The organism is Pseudarthrobacter sp. NPDC058119 (genome assembly GCF_042884655.1).
Lineage (GTDB): Bacteria > Actinomycetota > Actinomycetes > Actinomycetales > Micrococcaceae > Arthrobacter.
In genome coordinates, this window is sequence record NZ_JBHVTN010000002.1 from 547,551 (window position 1) to 564,032 (window position 16,482).

Annotated in this window: 16 protein-coding genes; 13 read left to right on the forward strand and 3 right to left on the reverse strand. The window is 67.6% G+C overall.

Annotated features, from left to right (window positions below; all coding sequences use genetic code 11):
* Positions 1-31 precede the first annotated feature (31 nt).
* From kynA to ACFVTD_RS07500, 6 genes are all read left to right on the forward strand, one after another.
* Entirely contained in the window at positions 32-886 is an 855-nt protein-coding gene (kynA, locus tag ACFVTD_RS07475; RefSeq protein WP_387560535.1) for a tryptophan 2,3-dioxygenase, read from the forward strand.
* Complete coding sequence (locus tag ACFVTD_RS07480; protein WP_387560328.1) at positions 883-2,142, forward strand: kynureninase; 1,260 nt, start codon at positions 883-885, stop codon at positions 2,140-2,142. The genes kynA and ACFVTD_RS07480 overlap by 4 nt, the downstream gene beginning before the upstream one ends.
* A 201-nt stretch (positions 2,143-2,343) precedes the next feature.
* Positions 2,344-2,613 (forward strand): 30S ribosomal protein S15, encoded by a 270-nt coding sequence (gene rpsO, locus ACFVTD_RS07485; protein WP_043452786.1) that lies wholly within the window; start codon positions 2,344-2,346, stop codon positions 2,611-2,613.
* Positions 2,614-2,856: 243 nt separating this feature from the next.
* Positions 2,857-5,115 (forward strand): polyribonucleotide nucleotidyltransferase, encoded by a 2,259-nt coding sequence (locus ACFVTD_RS07490; RefSeq protein ID WP_387560537.1) that lies wholly within the window; start codon positions 2,857-2,859, stop codon positions 5,113-5,115.
* A 112-nt stretch (positions 5,116-5,227) separates the two neighbouring features.
* Positions 5,228-6,571, forward strand: a complete 1,344-nt coding sequence (locus ACFVTD_RS07495; RefSeq protein WP_387560332.1) for a M16 family metallopeptidase — start codon at positions 5,228-5,230, stop codon at positions 6,569-6,571.
* A 101-nt stretch (positions 6,572-6,672) separates the two neighbouring features.
* Positions 6,673-7,185 (forward strand): DUF1579 family protein, encoded by a 513-nt coding sequence (locus tag ACFVTD_RS07500; RefSeq protein WP_387560335.1) that lies wholly within the window; start codon positions 6,673-6,675, stop codon positions 7,183-7,185.
* A gap of 190 nt (positions 7,186-7,375) precedes the next feature.
* Here the strand turns inward: ACFVTD_RS07500 and ACFVTD_RS07505 are convergent, their stop codons facing one another.
* The 3 genes from ACFVTD_RS07505 to moaA form a co-directional block, all read right to left on the reverse strand.
* Positions 7,376-8,836 carry a DUF222 domain-containing protein gene (locus ACFVTD_RS07505; RefSeq protein ID WP_387560338.1) on the reverse strand — a complete coding sequence of 487 codons (1,461 nt, stop codon included), beginning with the start codon at positions 8,834-8,836 and terminating at the stop codon, positions 7,376-7,378.
* 90 nt (positions 8,837-8,926) lie between these two features.
* Positions 8,927-9,193, reverse strand: a complete 267-nt coding sequence (locus ACFVTD_RS07510) for a MoaD/ThiS family protein (protein ID WP_387560341.1) — start codon at positions 9,191-9,193, stop codon at positions 8,927-8,929.
* A gap of 5 nt (positions 9,194-9,198) precedes the next feature.
* Positions 9,199-10,338: a GTP 3',8-cyclase MoaA gene (gene moaA, locus ACFVTD_RS07515; RefSeq protein WP_387560344.1), complete on the reverse strand. Its 1,140-nt coding sequence runs from the start codon at positions 10,336-10,338 to the stop codon at positions 9,199-9,201.
* A gap of 259 nt (positions 10,339-10,597) precedes the next feature.
* Between moaA and ACFVTD_RS07520 the strand changes: the two genes are divergently transcribed.
* The 7 genes from ACFVTD_RS07520 (at position 10,598) to ACFVTD_RS07550 (ending at position 16,179) form a co-directional block, all read left to right on the forward strand.
* A complete protein-coding gene (locus ACFVTD_RS07520) occupies positions 10,598-12,112 on the forward strand; it encodes a molybdopterin-dependent oxidoreductase (RefSeq protein WP_387560539.1) in 1,515 nt (504 codons plus the stop codon).
* Positions 12,113-12,135: 23 nt separating this feature from the next.
* Positions 12,136-13,380 (forward strand): gephyrin-like molybdotransferase Glp, encoded by a 1,245-nt coding sequence (gene glp / locus ACFVTD_RS07525; RefSeq protein ID WP_387560347.1) that lies wholly within the window; start codon positions 12,136-12,138, stop codon positions 13,378-13,380.
* Positions 13,368-13,859 carry a cyclic pyranopterin monophosphate synthase MoaC gene (gene moaC / locus ACFVTD_RS07530; RefSeq protein WP_387560350.1) on the forward strand — a complete coding sequence of 164 codons (492 nt, stop codon included), beginning with the start codon at positions 13,368-13,370 and terminating at the stop codon, positions 13,857-13,859. The genes glp and moaC overlap by 13 nt, the downstream gene beginning before the upstream one ends.
* Positions 13,856-14,386 carry a MogA/MoaB family molybdenum cofactor biosynthesis protein gene (locus tag ACFVTD_RS07535; RefSeq protein WP_387560353.1) on the forward strand — a complete coding sequence of 177 codons (531 nt, stop codon included), beginning with the start codon at positions 13,856-13,858 and terminating at the stop codon, positions 14,384-14,386. Before moaC ends, ACFVTD_RS07535 begins: the two co-directional genes overlap by 4 nt.
* Complete coding sequence (locus tag ACFVTD_RS07540; protein ID WP_387560356.1) at positions 14,376-14,840, forward strand: molybdenum cofactor biosynthesis protein MoaE; 465 nt, start codon at positions 14,376-14,378, stop codon at positions 14,838-14,840. The genes ACFVTD_RS07535 and ACFVTD_RS07540 overlap by 11 nt, the downstream gene beginning before the upstream one ends.
* A gap of 91 nt (positions 14,841-14,931) precedes the next feature.
* Positions 14,932-15,702 carry a 4-hydroxy-tetrahydrodipicolinate reductase gene (gene dapB / locus ACFVTD_RS07545; RefSeq protein WP_387560359.1) on the forward strand — a complete coding sequence of 257 codons (771 nt, stop codon included), beginning with the start codon at positions 14,932-14,934 and terminating at the stop codon, positions 15,700-15,702.
* A gap of 3 nt (positions 15,703-15,705) precedes the next feature.
* Complete coding sequence (locus ACFVTD_RS07550) at positions 15,706-16,179, forward strand: hypothetical protein (protein WP_387560362.1); 474 nt, start codon at positions 15,706-15,708, stop codon at positions 16,177-16,179.
* The last annotated feature ends 303 nt before the right edge of the window (positions 16,180-16,482 follow it).

The following is a 16,482-nucleotide window of genomic DNA, read 5'->3' on the forward strand; positions in this document are numbered from 1 at the left end:
CTGCCCGGTGGCAGCAATCGAAAGGCAGGACGTGTCCGTCGAGAAGAACACCCGCACGCTGGATGAGGGGATCGTCCGCGACTTCAGCTCCAGGATGAGCTACGCCTCCTACCTGCAGCTTCCCACCCTGCTCAGCGCGCAGCAGCCCGTCAGCCAGCCCGAGCACCACGATGAGCTGCTGTTCATCATCCAGCACCAAACCACCGAACTGTGGTTGAAACTGGTCCTGCACGAACTCCGGAGCGCGGCCGCCTGGCTCCGGGAGGACGACCTTGGCTCCGCGCTCAAGGGCATCGCCCGGGTCAAGCACATCCAAAAGACCCTCACGGAGCAGTGGTCCGTCCTGGCCACCCTGACGCCTACCGAGTACTCCCAGTTCCGAGGGTTCCTTGGTAATTCCTCCGGTTTCCAGTCCGCCCAGTACCGCGCCGTCGAGTTCGTCCTGGGAAACAAGAACCGCAAGATGCTCCCGGTCTTCGAGTCCGATCCGGAGGCGCACGCCATGCTGGCGGAACTGCTTGCCGCCCCCAGCATCTACGACGAGTTCCTGGCGTACCTCTCCCGGCAGGGGTTCGATGTCCCGCGGGCAGTCCTGGACCGGGATGTGACCCTGGCCCACGAGTTCGTGCCGGAGCTGGTACCGCTTTTCAAGCACATCTACGAGAACGCGGCAGGCAACTGGGCGGCCTACGAGGCCTGCGAGGAGCTGGTGGACCTGGAGGACAACTTCCAACTCTGGCGCTTCCGGCATCTGCGCACGGTCCAGCGCACCATCGGCATGAAGACCGGCACCGGCGGATCCAGCGGCGTGACCTTCCTGCAGAAGGCCCTTGAACTGACTTTCTTCCCGGAACTATTCGCCGTCAGGACGGAGATCGGACAATGAGCATCCACCAGGAAGACACTGCCGTCCGGGCAGCAGAGACGCTCCGGCAGCGCGCCGAAGAGCTGGACAGGAAGGACGCCCTGGCGCACTACCGGAACCACTTCATCGGCACGGACACGCCCCTGTCCTACCTGGACGGAAACTCGCTCGGCAGGCCGCTGAAGCGCACCGCCGATGACGTTGCCGCCTTCGTTCGGGATGAGTGGGGAGGACGCCTCATTCGGGGCTGGGACGAAAAGTGGCTCGCGCTGCCGCAGGCCATCGGCGACCAGCTGGGCCGCGCCGTTCTGGGTGCGGCGCCGGGGCAGACCATCATCGCCGACTCCACCACCGTCGTGCTGTACAAGCTGATCCGGGCTGCCCTCGCCGCCGTGCAGGACCCGGACCGCAATGAACTGGTGCTGGATACCGGGAACTTTCCCACCGACCGCTACCTGGTGGAGGGCATCGCCCTCGAGGAAGGCCTGACCCTCCGCTGGATCGAACCGGACCCGGCCGCCGGGGTGACCCTTGAGCAGGTGCGCCAGGCCACCGGGCCGCGCACCGCCGTCGTCCTCCTCAGCCAAATCGCCTACCGTTCAGGCCACCTCGCCGACCTGCCGGGCATCACCGCGGCAGTGCACGACACCGGCGCCCTGGTCGTGTGGGACCTGTGCCATTCCGCGGGGTCGGTGGAGATCGACCTGGACGGCGCGGACGTCGACTTCGCGGCGGGCTGCACCTACAAGTACCTCAACGGGGGCCCGGGATCGCCTGCCTTCGCCTACGTCAACGCCCGGCACCTGCCGTCGCTGAACCAGCCCATATGGGGCTGGATGGGACGCAAAGACGCCTTCGAAATGGCCGCCGGCTATGAACCGGCCCGGGGGATCCGGGGATTCCTCAGCGGCACTCCCGCCATTTTCGGCATGATCGCCATGCAGGGAACCCTGGACCTCATCGAGGAAGCCGGCATGGCCGCCATCCGTTCGAAGTCCGAAGACCTCACCGCCTTCGCCATCGAGGTCTTCGACACGTGGCTGGCACCCCTGGGCGCCGAACTGGCCACGCCACGGAATTCGGGGGAGCGGGGCGGGCACATCACGGTGGACCACGCCGACTTCACCAAGGCCACCGTCGAGGCCCTGTGGGACGGCGACGTCATCCCGGATTTCCGCTCGCCACACGGCATCCGGGTGGGGCTGTCACCGCTGAGCACCAGCTTCGCCGAAGTGCTGCACGGCATGGCGGCAATCCGGGACAGGCTGCACGGCTGAGCGCCGCGGCGATCCTGCCGGGCGTGTTTCGACAAGGTTAGGCCCGGGCCGGTAAACTGGACGATGGATCCGGCTGCAGTCCGTGGCGGCTGGTTCCTGTTGTTGTCAGCCCCCTCCGGTTCACCGGAGCGGGACGAACGCGGCAGACCCGGCAGTGAGTTACTGACCTGGGCCCTCACGGCACATCCCCAAGGAGTTATTGTGGCACTTGACGCCGCTGTAAAGCAGTCCATCATCAAGGAATACGCAACCGCCGAAGGCGACACCGGTTCACCGGAGGTCCAGGTTGCCGTCCTGACCCAGCGGATCAAGGATCTGACTGAGCACATGAAGGAGCACAAGCACGACTACCACACCCAGCGCGGTCTGCTGGCCATGGTTGGTCGCCGCAAGCGCATGCTGAGCTACCTCAAGAAGACTGACATCGCCCGCTACCGTTCGCTCATCGAGCGCCTCGGCCTGCGCCGCTAGTCTGGCTTTGGGGCGGCCCTTTCCTTCCGGAACGGGCCGCCTTCTCCAAATGAAAAACTAAACAGGAGGATCAACCGCATCACGCATTCGCGGTCCTCGGTAGTGATCCCCGGGAACGGCTTCGTTGACTGAAGCCTGCGGCCCGTGGGTCTCGATCGATGACCGGGTGCAGGGCCAGTAGACAGATGCTGGGCTGGGTTGATGCGGCTGGACTTCCGTGAACCAGAAACGGAGGTGACTCTCTTGGAGGGTCCCGAAATCCAGTTCTCAGAGGCAGTCATTGACAATGGCCGCTTCGGCAAGCGTGTAATCCGCTTCGAAACCGGCCGCCTCGCCAAGCAGGCCGCCGGCGCAGCCATGGTGTACATCGACGACGACACCGCGCTGCTGTCCGCCACCACCGCCGGCAAGCACCCGCGCGAAGGCTTCGACTTCTTCCCGCTGACGGTCGACGTCGAAGAGCGCATGTACGCGGCCGGCCGCATCCCGGGCTCGTTCTTCCGCCGCGAAGGCCGCCCCTCCACCGAAGCCATCCTGGCCTGCCGCCTCATGGACCGCCCGCTGCGCCCCGCCTTCATCAAGGGCCTGCGCAACGAGGTCCAGATCGTGGTGACGGTCCTGGCCATCAACCCCGACGAGCTCTACGACGTGGTGGCCATCAACGCCTCCTCCATGTCCACCCAGCTCTCCGGCCTGCCGTTCTCCGGCCCCATCGGCGGCGTCCGCGTTGCCCTGGTCAACGACGAAAACGGCTCCCAGTGGGTTGCTTTCCCCAAGCACTCCCAGCTGGAAAACTCCGTGTTCAACATGGTGGTTGCCGGCCGCGTTGCCGGTGACGACGTCGCCATCATGATGGTCGAAGCCGAAGCCACGGACAACTCCTGGAACCTCATCAAGGAACAGGGCGCCACCGCCCCCACCGAAGAGGTCGTGGCCGAGGGCCTCGAAGCTGCCAAGCCGTTCATCAAGGCCCTGTGCGACGCCCAGGCCGACCTGGCCGCCCGCGCCGCCAAGCCCACGGTCGAGTTCCCGGTCTTCCTGGACTACGAGGACGACGCATACGCCGCCGTCGAATCCGCTGCCGCCGACAAGCTGGCCGCCGTCTTCCAGATCGCCGACAAGCAGGAACGCGACAACGCCTCCGACGCACTCAAGGACGAGGTCCTCGCCAACCTCGCCAGCCAGTTCGAAGGCCGCGAGAAGGAACTGTCCGCAGCATTCCGCTCGGTCACCAAGCACGTTGTGCGCCAGCGCATCCTCAAGGACCAGGTCCGCATCGACGGCCGTGGCCTGACGGACATCCGCCAGCTCACCGCCGAGGTCGAGGTCCTGCCCCGCGTCCACGGCTCCGCCATCTTCGAACGCGGCGAGACCCAGATCATGGGTGTCACCACGCTGAACATGCTCAAGATGGAACAGCAGATCGACTCGCTGTCGCCGGTGACGCGCAAGCGCTACATGCACAACTACAACTTCCCGCCGTACTCCACCGGTGAAACCGGCCGCGTGGGCTCGCCCAAGCGCCGCGAAATCGGCCACGGCGCTCTGGCCGAACGTGCACTCGTGCCCGTCCTGCCGTCCCGCGAGGAATTCCCCTACGCCATCCGCCAGGTGTCTGAAGCCCTCGGATCCAACGGGTCGACGTCGATGGGTTCGGTCTGCGCCTCCACCCTGTCCCTGCTGAACGCCGGTGTGCCCCTGAAGGCCGCCGTCGCCGGCATCGCCATGGGCCTGGTCTCCGACCAGGTTGACGGCCAGACCCGTTACGCCGCGCTGACCGACATCCTCGGCGCCGAAGACGCCTTCGGTGACATGGACTTCAAGGTTGCCGGTACCTCCGAGTTCGTCACGGCCATCCAGCTGGACACCAAGCTCGACGGCATCCCCGCCTCGGTCCTGGCTGCCGCCCTGAAGCAGGCCCGCGAAGCCCGCCTGCACATCCTCGACGTCATCAACTCGGCCATCGACACCCCGGACGAGCTCTCCGAGTTCGCCCCGCGCGTCATCGCCGTGAAGATCCCCGTGGACAAGATCGGCGAGGTCATCGGCCCCAAGGGCAAGATGATCAACCAGATCCAGGAAGACACCGGCGCCGACATCTCCATCGAGGACGACGGCACCGTCTACATTGGCGCCACGAACGGTCCGTCTGCCGACGCAGCACGCTCCGCCATCAACGCCATCGCGAACCCGCAGGTCCCGGAAATCGGCGAGCGCTACCTGGGTACGGTCGTCAAGACCACCACCTTCGGTGCCTTCGTGTCGCTGACCCCAGGCAAGGACGGCCTCCTGCACATCTCCGAGCTCCGCAAGCTGGCCAACGGCAAGCGCGTGGACAACGTCGAAGACGTGGTCTCCGTCGGCCAGAAGATCCAGGTGGAAATCACCAAGATCGATGACCGCGGAAAGCTCTCGCTCGCCCCGGTGGTTGCCGAGGAAGAGGCCCCGGCCGATTCCGAGCGCGCCCACGCCACGGAGCCTGCCGAAGGCGCCGACGTCTAACAGCCCGGGCTTCCCGGCACAAGCATGAAGCGGCGGGACCGGTGGATGATCCACCGGTCCCGCCGCTGTTACGATGGCAGCCAGATCCGGCTGCCCGTCCCGAAAGGCATCAATGACTGTTGTACCCCTGCCGCTTGAGCAGAACCACGCCGGCGATACCCTGGTCCACGGCTCCGACGGCGGGTCCGAGGTCCGGCGTTCCGTGCTGCCAGGGGGAGTGCGGGTACTGACCGAAGCGATGCCGGGCCAGCGGTCAGCCACGATCGGGTTCTGGGTGGGTGTGGGCTCCCGTGACGAGGCCCCCGGCCAGCACGGTTCCACCCACTTCCTTGAGCACCTGCTGTTCAAGGGCACCAGGCGCCGCACGGCCCTGGAGATCGCCTCAGCCTTTGACGAGGTGGGCGGCGAATCGAACGCGGCCACCGCCAAGGAAAGCACCTGCTACTTCGCCAGGGTCCTCGATTCGGACCTGCCCATGGCCATCGACGTCATTGCGGACATGATCACCGGCGCCGTGCTGGACCCCGAAGAGATGGAGCAGGAACGCGACGTCATCCTCGAGGAAATCGCCATGGACAGCGATGACCCCACCGACGTCGCCCACGAGCACTTTGTCGCCGCGGTCCTGGGCAGCCACCCGCTGGGCCGCCCCATCGGCGGCACCCCGGCAGCCATCAAGGCCGTCGCCCGGGACTCCGTATGGGAGCACTACCGCAGGTACTACAAGCCTGAAGAACTGGTCATCACCGCGGCGGGCGGGCTGGACCACGACATCGTCTGCGGACTCGTGGTGGATGCCCTCCAGACCGCCGGGTGGTCGCTGGAGCCGGACGCGGCACCGGTGCAGCGGCGCTCCACCGAGCGCGCCCTGATCACCGGAACCGCAGGCCTGCACGTGGTCAAGCGGGCGGTGGAGCAGGCGAACATCATCATGGGATGCCCCACCATCGTGGCCACCGACGAGCGCCGCTATGTCATGAGCGTCCTGAATGCGGTCCTCGGCGGCGGCATGTCCTCCCGGCTGTTCCAGGAGGTCCGCGAAAAGCGCGGCCTGGTGTACTCCACCTACTCCTTTGCCTCGTCCTACGCGGACGCGGGCTACTTCGGCATGTACGCCGGCTGCACGCCGTCCAAGGTGCGGCAGGTGCTGGACCTCCTGGCCGTGGAGCTGGACAAGCTCGCCGAGCACGGCATCTCCGACGATGAGCTCCGCAAGGCAGTGGGGCAGCTCGGCGGCGGCATCGTCCTGGCCCTGGAAGACACAGGCTCCCGGATGTCCCGGCTGGGCAGGGCCGAACTGGTGTCAGGCGAATACCAGGACATCGACGAAACCCTGCGCCTCATCAAGGCGGTCACCGCAGAGCAGGTCCAGGAACTGGCCGCCGAACTCGCAGCCGCCCCGCGGACGGTGACGGTGGTTGGCCCGTTCGAGGAAACCGAAACGTTCGGGCTGTAGCGGACGGGAATTCCCCGACCCCCACGGGACAGGGAAGCTGGCGGCGCCACCGGTATCAGTCCATCCTGATTAGCAGGGGATTCTTTTCGGCAGGGACGGCGATGGGCGGTTCAGCTATGGAGCATGGGCATCCGGCTTTGTCCGGCCTGCTGGGTCACTGGCGGGGCCGGACCCACATCGCCGCAGGGCCCTGGGGGCCAGAGCGCAGTGTCGAGGCAGAAGTGACCTACAGCGAGGTGGCCGGGGGCCTGGGCGTGGTGCAGAGCTACCGCCACGCCGAACCTGACGGCGGCCATTTCGAAGGCCACGGCATCTTCACCGTGGACCCCGTGCATCATGACGTGCTCTGGTACTACGTGGACAGTGCCGGCGTGCCGCCCGGAACCGCTGAGCGCTGCACCTGGCGCAACGGCGTCCTCCGCGTCGAACGCCGCAGCGACACAGGCTGGACACGCCACTCCCTCCTGCTTGATGAGGGCGTGCTCACCCACGTCACCGAGCTGCGGTCACCCGCAAAGGACGACGGCGGGAGGCCGGCACATGCGGACGCCGCCGCGGACGGGCGCAGCCCGGCTTACAGGCCGTTCATGCGTTCGGTCTTCCACCGGGACTGAGGTACTTCGATCGGCTTGAACTGCTCGCCGGGGTGTCGAGGGCCCACGCCGTGAAGGCGGAGCGCTCGAGGTCCACTAGGGCCACGGCTGCATCGTTTTCCAGCAGTCCTTCAATGGGTCCGGCGGCAGCACGAAAGGGCGCGAGTAGAACTCATCCCATAGGGGGTCGTCAAAGGGGATAGGTTCTGGCTCAAGAAACTTTTTCCTGCGGGTCTGTGTCCAGTAATGCACTATCCACATAAGGAAACGCGTTCAAGAGTCCCGCGGCGAGTGGCCAGTGGGTTGGTTCTGCATCCTGATGTTCTGGGTTGTAATGCCTGCCTGTTGGTGACGTCCAGCCTGGTGGTTCATTCTTGTTGGCCGGGTCTGGTCTCCACCGGCTGTGGTGTTTGAGTCGATGGTGTTTGGGGCAGAGTTGGGCCAAGTTACTGGTTCCTGTGGTGCCGCCGTGTTCCCACGCATGTAGGTGGTCGGTGTCGTTGTCCGGGGTGCGGTTGGTGCAGCCGGGGAAGGTGCATTTGGCATCCCGCATTCTGATCCAGCGTTTGATGGTTTCGGTGAGCCGGTAGCTTTTCCTTCCGATTTCCAGGGGTACCCCGTCCCGTGGGTCGATGAGGACCCGGTAGAACGATTCCGCCCCGTCGGCGACAAGTTTACGGGCCATCGACGCCGGGATCGGGCCGAAACCATCCAGCATGGCGGGTTCATCGGTCTGGCCGAGGAGGGCGAGCACCGGAACGGTAACCAGAACGTCGGCCCGCAGGGTGGGCACCTTCCCGACCTCCGTGAATGCCCCGGTCTGTGTGGTGTTCCCAGTGCCGAGGAGCAGGGATGCTGCGATGTCGGGGCGGAGTTGGGTGAAGGTGCGGGGTTCGTCGGGGCCTTGGAGTCCGCGAGCGGTCGCGGTGGTCCGGTTCCAGATGGCGCAGGCGGTGTCCCCTGGGAGGTAGAGCGAGACCCAGGCCATGCCGTCCTTGTCGGGGGTGTATTCCATCCGCCGATCAGCCACCCCCTTTACATGGCGTTTCTCGATCGATTCCGGGTGGTGGCGTTCCCGCCAACCACGGACCTTTCCCCGGAACCGGGACGGAACAAGGTCACCGGCGGCGGCGCCACGGGCAGGCTGGGGTGCGTCGGGGTCGAAGAAATGCGCAACCAACGCAACAGCACCAGCCCCATCGAGACTCTCGGTTTCGTCCGCGACAACCCGGGCGTGCTGCCACGACATTTGTCCGGCGGACAGGGTTTCGAACACCAGAGGCAGGGAACAAATCCGCCGCGACTGCTCCACGAACACCCCAGCTGCGGCAGAGCTGACGGTCAGGACCCCGGCGATCTCCTCCACCGCCGACATCTGCGCGTAAGAGCGGTCCCGGACCGAAGCATCCGGCGGCGTCATCGCCTCCTGCAGTTCAACGGCCCGCACAGCCTGCCGGGACTTTATCGCGGCGAGCTGCGCTTCCAGCCTGGCCATCAGCTCCAAGCCTTCCAGGCACAGCTCGTACCGGTGCTGCAGCACGTTAATATCTCCAGCCGCAGCAGTCAGCGCTGAATGTTCGAGGTTCCGGTCTGTAAGAGCAAGAGCATCGAGGGCAGCAACAGAGGTATGAACGCCCTCCAACACCGCCCCAAAGCCACCGCTGATTCCCATACCCACATCATCCAGCGGGGGCCTGACAATCAAGCCCTACCGCGAAACCCCGACAGTCAAAACCGGCATGGCTCCAGCGGCCCTAAGCGCCTAGCCCCCGGCAAAGGGCGGCAGCACGTCCACGACGTCGTCGGGGCCCAGGATGGTTGCCTGGTCCCGCACGGCCACCTCGTTGAGCAGGAAGCTGCTCCGGGAAAGAATGCGGGGGAGCGGCGGCGTCCCCGCCGGAGGCGTAGAACGCTCGACGGCGGTCACGGCTGCCAACAGGTCCGCCACCGTCGCGCCCTCAGGCAGCTGGAATTTCTCTTCTTCGGAGCCGGCAGCAGCGCGCGCGGCAGCAAAATAACGTACAAGCATCCGTCTCAGCCCCCGATGGCGCTCATGCTGCGGTCCGGCTGGACGAAGTCCGGAGCGTCAAGTCCCACGTGGTCCATGCCGTGGGCCTTTGGTTTGATCCACATGGCGTCCTGCCACCGCTGGGCGAGCTCGTCGTCGCCGGCACCGGCGCGCAGCGGGCCCAACAGGTCGAACTCCTCCCGGGAAAACAGGCAGCTCATGATTTTGCCCTCGGCAGTGATCCTGGTCCGCCGGCAGTCAGCGCAGAACGGTTCGGTGACGGAGGCGATGATTCCCACCGTTCCCAGGACGGCACCCCCAGCGCCGCCGGCGCCGTCCGCCGGACCTTCCTGCCGGCGTCGTACCTCAAACCGCTCCGCGGGAGCGCCGTCACGCGCCCGGGAATCGGGGGTGAGGACGTAGTCCCGGGACAGCAGGGTGCGAATCTCGGCGGCGGTGATCATGTTGCGGCGGGTCCAGCCGTGATCGGCGTCGAGCGGCATCTGTTCGATGAACCGCAGCTCGTACCCGCGCTCCAGCGCCCAGGCCAGCAGCTGCGGCGACTCGGCGTCGTTGATGCCCCGCATTAGGACCGCATTGAGTTTGACCGGGCCCAGGCCGGCGGCCCAGGCGGCATCCACCCCGGCCAGGACCTGGTCAAGGAACGGGCGCCGGGTCAGTTTGGTGAACGTCTCCTCATGCAGCGAGTCCAGCGACACGTTGATGCGGGTCAGCCCTGCATCCTTGAGCGCGGCAGCCTTTTTGGCCAGGCCCACCCCGTTGGTGGTCATGGAGATCGGCAGGTCCGGGTGGTTGGCCCGCAGGGCCGCGATGATGTCCACAAGGTCATGCCTGACCAGCGGCTCGCCGCCGGTCAGCCGCAACTCCCGGACCCCCAGCTGCTCCACGCCGACCTTCACGATCCGCACGATTTCCTCCGCGGTCATCACTGCCTGCTTGGCGAGCCATTCCAGGCCTTCCGCGGGCATGCAGTAGGTGCAGCGGAGATTGCACTTGTCCGTCAGGGACAGCCGCATGTCCGTGGCGCGGCGGCCGTACCGGTCCGCCAGCCCGGCCGGCGCGTCAGCGGGGCGGCGCGCGGGAACGCCCGGCAGCGCCGGGGCTGTCTCCTCCCGCGGCTGCGGCATTCCTAGCTGGACACTCATGATTTCAGGCTACGCCACGTTGCGCCGTGCATCACATCCGTGACCGCCGTGGAGTCAACGGACGGAACCTGCGCCGGGGAGCGCCGGCGAACCTATGCTGGAAGTTGTGAAGAGTTCCCCGAAAAAGAACGGGGCGGACGACGACGGCGCCGGCCCCGGGGAGCGTGCGGCAAGTCCCGTCCAACACCGGGTAGTCCGGCGCCAGGAAGTCCACCAGGCGGTCCCGCGCACCGGGGCACGGTGGGCTGCGGCTGCCGGGATCGCGGCGGCCGCAGGCGGCGTCGCGGCCGGGGAACTGCTGGCGGGGTTCGCCAGCCCATCCCTTTCGCCGCTGACCGCAGTGGGCGGTGCCGTCATCGATGCCGTCCCGCCCGGCGTCAAGGACTGGGCCATATCCCTTTTTGGCACCTCTGACAAGGCTGCGCTGCTGGCGGGCATGGGGCTGGCCATTGCCGCGCTGGCGGCCTTGGCAGGGGTCCTTGAGCGCCACCGCCGGTTTGCCGGTGCCGCCGTGATGGGGATCTTCGGGTTGGTGGGACTGGCTGCGGTCCTCACACGGCCCCAGGCGGCCCCCTGGGCCCCCGTGCTTCCGGTCCTGGCCGCGGCGGCCGCCGCCGGGCTGTTGCGTTTCCTGGTCCGGCGGCTGCAGTCGTGGGAAGCCTCCGAACCGGGGGACGCGGGAACTGGAGGAACCCCCGCCGGTTCCCGCCGCAGCTTCCTCCAGGCTCTGGCCGCCACCTCGGCAGCCTCCGCCGCAGGGGGAGTGCTGGCGGGATTCTGGCGCGGAGCCGCCATCGCCGCCACCGAGGCCAGGGCCCGGATCTCCCTGCCGGCTCCTGCGTCAGCGGCACCGCCCATTCCGGCGGCCGCAGAGCCGGGCGTACCCGGGATGCCGCCGCTGGTCACCCCAAACCCTGGTTTCTACCGGATCGACACTGCCCTGGCGGTTCCCATGGTCAACCCGGACGGCTGGGTCCTGAAAGTCACCGGGCTGGTGGCCCGGGAAGTCCAGCTGTCCTTCGCCGACCTCCTGGGGAAGCCGCTGGTGGAACGCCACATCACCATTTGCTGTGTTTCCAATGAGGTGGGCGGGGACCTGATCGGCAACGCCCACTGGCTCGGCTGGCCGGTACGCGAACTGCTGGCCCTGGCTGTTCCGCACCAGGAGGCGGACATGGTCCTCTCCCGCAGTGCCGACGGCTGGACCGCCGGGACGCCCTTGGAGGCCCTCACCGACGACGGCAGGGACGCGCTCCTTGCCGTGGGCATGAACGGTGAACCGCTGCCTTTGGAGCACGGATTCCCGGTGCGCCTGGTGGTCCCCGGCCTCTACGGCTATGTGTCGGCCACCAAGTGGCTGACGGAACTGAAAGTCACGAGGTTTGCCGACGATGCCGGGTACTGGACCCCGCGGGGCTGGTCCGCACGCGGTCCCATCAAGACGTCCTCGCGCATTGACGTACCCCGCGGCGGGCAGCCGGTCAGCGCAGGAACCGTACTCCTCGCGGGCGTTGCCTGGGCCCAGCACACCGGCATCCAAAAGGTGGAACTGCGGATCAACCGGGGGGAATGGCAGGAAGCCGACCTGGCCCCGGGCATCTCCACTGACACCTGGTACCAATGGAAGCTGGCCGTCAACCTGGCCCCCGGGCAATACGAGGTGCAGGTCCGCGCCACGGACCTGGACGGCAGGCCCCAGGACGAAACCTCACGGCCGCCCGCGCCGGACGGAGCCACGGGATTCCACACCGTTAGAGTGGACGTGAAATCCTGACGGCCGCGACCAAAGGCGTACCCATGACCAGCCACCCCCACGGCACAGCCGGCCCGGCCCACCACGCCCGCTCCATTGCTGGGCATCTGGCCGCGGTCACGGCCCTCCTGGCCCCGCTGGCGGCAGAGTCCCGCGCTGAAGTCCTTCCCCTGTCCGGCGCGCTCGGCCGGTCACTGGTGCACGGCTTACTGGCGCCCATCAGCCTTCCCCCTTTCGCGAACTCCCAGATGGATGGGTACGCCGTCCGCTCGACCGACATTCCCGACGGCGGCGCTGACCTGGGCATCATGCCTCCCGTTCCCGCCGGGTCAAGCCCGCAGCCCCTGCGGCCCGGGACCGCGGCGCCCATCATGACCGGTGCCATGATCCCGGCGGGGGCTGACGCCGTCGTACCTATTGAAAAGGCGGTGCCTGACCACTTCCCCGCGGCGGGCGGAGGCGGCCCGGTGACGCTGCCTGCCACCGCCCCCGGAACCTACGTCCGCGCCGCCGGCAGCGACATCGCTGCGGGGGAGCGTGCCCTGGCCGCCGGGACCTGCCTGGGCCCTGCCCAGTTGGGGCTGCTCGCCGCCCTTGGTATGGCCGAGGTGGAGGTATACCGGGCAACCTCCGTCCTGCTGGTCACCACTGGGGACGAGGTAGTCGAACCGGGCCGCCCATTGCCCGAGGGCAAGATCTACGACTCCAACGGAACCCTCCTGGAAGCAGCCATGAAGCAGGCGGGACTCACCGTCCGCCGCACGGGCATCTCCACCGACAACCCCGCCGAACTCCAGGCACTGCTGCGGACCGAGGGCCGCGGCGTGGACCTGATCGTCACCACGGGCGGGGTCAGCAAGGGCGCCTATGAGGTGGTGCGCCAGGCCATGGCGGACCAGCCCGCCGAGTTCCTGCACGTGGCCATGCAGCCGGGCGGTCCCCAGGGAATAGGACTGTTCGACGGCGTCCCCTTCCTGGGTTTTCCCGGCAACCCGGTCAGCTGCCTGGTGTCCTTCGAGATGTTCCTCCGCCCGGCCCTGTCGGAACTGCTCGGGTCACCGGCGCCCCGGCTGCCGCTGCGCGCCCGCCTGGCCCAGGCCTTGACGTCCCCCGGCCACAAGCACCAGGTCCGGCGCGGAAGCCTGCAGCCCGACGGGACCGTGCAATTGGAAGGCGGCGAGGGTTCGCACCTGATGCACGCGCTCGCCGGGTCGAATGTCCTGCTCCACGTCCCGGTTGGCGTAACGGAACTCGCCGCCGGCGACGAGGTGGAAGTATGGATGCTGTGAACGCAGAACAGACCCCCGCGCTGACGCACCTGCGCCAGGACGGCAGCGCCCAGATGGTGGATGTCTCCGCCAAGGCAGAAACAACCCGCGAAGCGACCGCCACCGCCACGGTCCGGACCACCCCGGAGGTCATGCGGCTCCTGGGCACCGGCGGGCTCCCCAAGGGGGATGCCCTGGCCGTTGCGCGCGTCGCCGGCATCATGGCGGCCAAGAAGACCCCGGACCTGATTCCGCTGTGCCACCCCCTGCCGCTGTCCAAGGTGACGGTCGACTTCGACCTTGGTGACGATGCCGTCGCCATCAGCTCCACCGTCAAGACACGGGGCGTTACCGGGGTGGAGATGGAGGCCCTGACAGCGGCATCAGTAGCCGCGCTGAGCGTCTACGACATGATCAAGGCCGTGGACAAGCATGCCGTCCTCACGGACATCAAGGTGCTGGCCAAGAGCGGCGGCAAGAGCGGAGACTGGGCCCTGTGACCACCCCCAACACCCTTCGGGTTCCCGAACCGCACCGGCACGGCGACGTCCAGGGCCGCAAAGCCGGCGTCGTCATTGCCTCCACCCGGGCAGCCGCCGGCATCTACGACGACGAAACCGGGCCCGTGATCACCGACTGGCTCACCGAACACGGCTTTGACGTGTTTCCCGCCATGGTGGTCCCCGACGGCGATCCCGCGGGCGCCGCCATCCGGGCGCTCCTCACCCAGCATCCCGCCATCGTCATCACCAGCGGCGGCACCGGCCTCAGCCCGGATGACCGGACACCCGAGGTCACCCTGCCGCTGCTGGACCGGGAAATCCCCGGAATCATGGAGGCGATCCGTCGCGCCGGCGCCGCCAAAACCCCCCTTGCCGCCCTGAGCCGGGGGTATGCCGGCGCCGCGGGACGCACCTTCATCGTGAACCTGCCCGGCTCGCCGAAGGGCGTCATGGACGGCCTGAACGTCCTGGACCCGGTCATCGGGCATCTGTGCGACCAACTGGAGGGCGGCCATGGGCACTGAAGCATTCGAAGTAGTCAGCGCGGTCCTGAGCGCCGAGCCCATCTCCGTGGACCAGGCGATTGCCGCGGTGGAAAGCGATACGGCCGGCGCCGTGGTCAGCTTCAGCGGCGTGGTGCGCAACCACGACGGCGGCAAGGCCGTTGAGCGCCTCAGCTACAGTGCGCACCCCACGGCGCACCAGGTGATGGCCGACGTCGTCGCGCGCCTGGTTGCCGAACAGGACGCCGACGCAGGTGCCGGCTCCGGACAGCCCGTCCGGATCTGGGCGGCGCACCGGATCGGGATGCTGGAGATCGGGGATCCGGCCCTGGTATGTGCAGTGTCCGCCGCGCACCGCGGCCAGGCGTTCGCCGTCTGCTCCGAACTGGTGGACCGCATCAAGGAACAGGTACCGATCTGGAAGGAACAGTTCTTCACTGACGGCACCGTGGAATGGGTTGGCGCCGGCAGCTGATGCGGCACTGGCCGGAGCGCCTCCGGGACTGCGAGGTAACGCACGCTGCCCGGTTCCTGCGCGCGAGCGTCCCGCCGGTAGGGTTAACGGCATGACCGAACAACACTCCGTTCCCAAGCTGGTGGCCGTCCTTGGCGCCAACGGACGCATGGGCGCCGAGGCCGTCAAAGCCGTCGACGCCGCGCCCGACATGAAGCTCGTTGCAGCCCTGGGACGGGGTGACTCGCTGGAGCAGCTGGCCGCCTCGGGCGCCCGGTATGTGGTGGACCTGACGGTTCCCGAAAGCACCGAAGCCAACGTACGCTTCGCCGTCGAGCACGGCATGCACGCGGTGGTGGGCACCACAGGCTGGGACGCAGGACGCCTGTCTGCCCTGGGGTCCCTGCTGGCGGAACACCCGGACACGGGCGTCCTCATTGCCCCCAACTTCGCCTTGGGCTCGGTCCTGGCCTCCGCCTTTGCGGCGAAGGCGTCCAAGTACTTTGAATCGGTGGAGATCATCGAACTGCACCACCCGGACAAGGTGGACGCCCCTTCCGGCACAGCTGTCCGCACGGCCCAGCTGATCGCCGCCGAGCGCACGGCGGCGCAGGTTCCGCCCAGCCCGGATGCCACCACCAGCGAGCGCGCGGGGGCCCGTGGCTGCGAGGTGGACGGCGTCCGCGTCCACAGCGTCCGGCTCCGCGGCCTGGTGGCGCACCAGGAGGTGCTCCTGGGCGGTCCGGGGGAGCAGCTGACCCTTCGCCATGATTCCTTCGACCGCGCCTCCTTCATGCCCGGCGTGCTCCTGGGCGTCCGCAACGTTGCGGCGCACCCGGGACTGACGGTGGGCCTGGACGGATACCTGGACTTGGGACTCTAGGCCATGAACGGTCTCCTTGCCGGCTTCCGGAAGAACCGCACCAAGATCTGGGTGGGCGCGGTCACGCTGCTGCTGGTCTTCTACCTGGTGGTCTCGTTTCAGCGTTCGCTCCTGCTCCTGACGGACAGCAACCTGACAGCCAAGGCCATCGGTGCCGCCTACCTGGTGCTGCCCGTGGTGGGGGCCTGGGCCCTGATCCGCGAGCTCATTTTCGGTGCCCGCACCGAGCAGATGGCCAAAGTCCTGGAAGCCGAAGGCGGCCTGCCCGTCGATGAACTCCCACGCACGCCCGGCGGCCGGATCGTCCGCGCCGCAGCCGATGCGGAGTTCGAAAAGTACCGGGCCGAAGCCGAAGCCGCCCCCAACGACTGGCGTTCCTGGTTCCGCCTCAGCTGCGCCTACGATGCGGCCGGGGACCGCAAGCGTGCCCGGGCGTCCATGCGTGACGCCGTGAAGCTCTTCACCGCCGCCTCCTGATACCGGCCGGCGGCCGCCCGGCACCGGGCGTCGCCGCAGGCCGCGCGCCACCGCGATGGGCATTTCTGCCCATCGCGGTCCGCTGCCGCCCACGGTAGGTTTATTTAGTAAACACTTTTTAGCTTTGGGGGAAAGCATGAGGCTGGCCATGCCTGTGCCGCGGTCCGGGCTCTTCAGGACCCGAGGCGGGGCCCCGGCCGCCGGCGGCCGGCACCGCAACCCCACCACTTCGCTTCTCCGCAGCGGGCCGGAGGCTTCCTGACGCACGCCCGGTTACTCCCGGCCCAGCCGTGCCCTCGCTTG

Coding starts and splice junctions, on each gene's coding strand:
- dapB (WP_387560359.1), top strand. CDS start 14,932: ATGACCGAACAACACTCCGTTCCCAAGCTGGTGGCCGTCCTTGGCGCC.
- ACFVTD_RS07550 (WP_387560362.1), top strand. CDS start 15,706: ATGAACGGTCTCCTTGCCGGCTTCCGGAAGAACCGCACCAAGATCTGG.
- moaA (WP_387560344.1), bottom strand. CDS start 10,338: ATGAGTGTCCAGCTAGGAATGCCGCAGCCGCGGGAGGAGACAGCCCCG.
- ACFVTD_RS07495 (WP_387560332.1), top strand. CDS start 5,228: ATGACTGTTGTACCCCTGCCGCTTGAGCAGAACCACGCCGGCGATACC.
- glp (WP_387560347.1), top strand. CDS start 12,136: ATGACCAGCCACCCCCACGGCACAGCCGGCCCGGCCCACCACGCCCGC.
- ACFVTD_RS07480 (WP_387560328.1), top strand. CDS start 883: ATGAGCATCCACCAGGAAGACACTGCCGTCCGGGCAGCAGAGACGCTC.
- moaC (WP_387560350.1), top strand. CDS start 13,368: ATGGATGCTGTGAACGCAGAACAGACCCCCGCGCTGACGCACCTGCGC.
- ACFVTD_RS07505 (WP_387560338.1), bottom strand. CDS start 8,836: ATGGGAATCAGCGGTGGCTTTGGGGCGGTGTTGGAGGGCGTTCATACC.
- ACFVTD_RS07500 (WP_387560335.1), top strand. CDS start 6,673: ATGGGCGGTTCAGCTATGGAGCATGGGCATCCGGCTTTGTCCGGCCTG.
- ACFVTD_RS07540 (WP_387560356.1), top strand. CDS start 14,376: ATGGGCACTGAAGCATTCGAAGTAGTCAGCGCGGTCCTGAGCGCCGAG.
- ACFVTD_RS07510 (WP_387560341.1), bottom strand. CDS start 9,193: ATGCTTGTACGTTATTTTGCTGCCGCGCGCGCTGCTGCCGGCTCCGAA.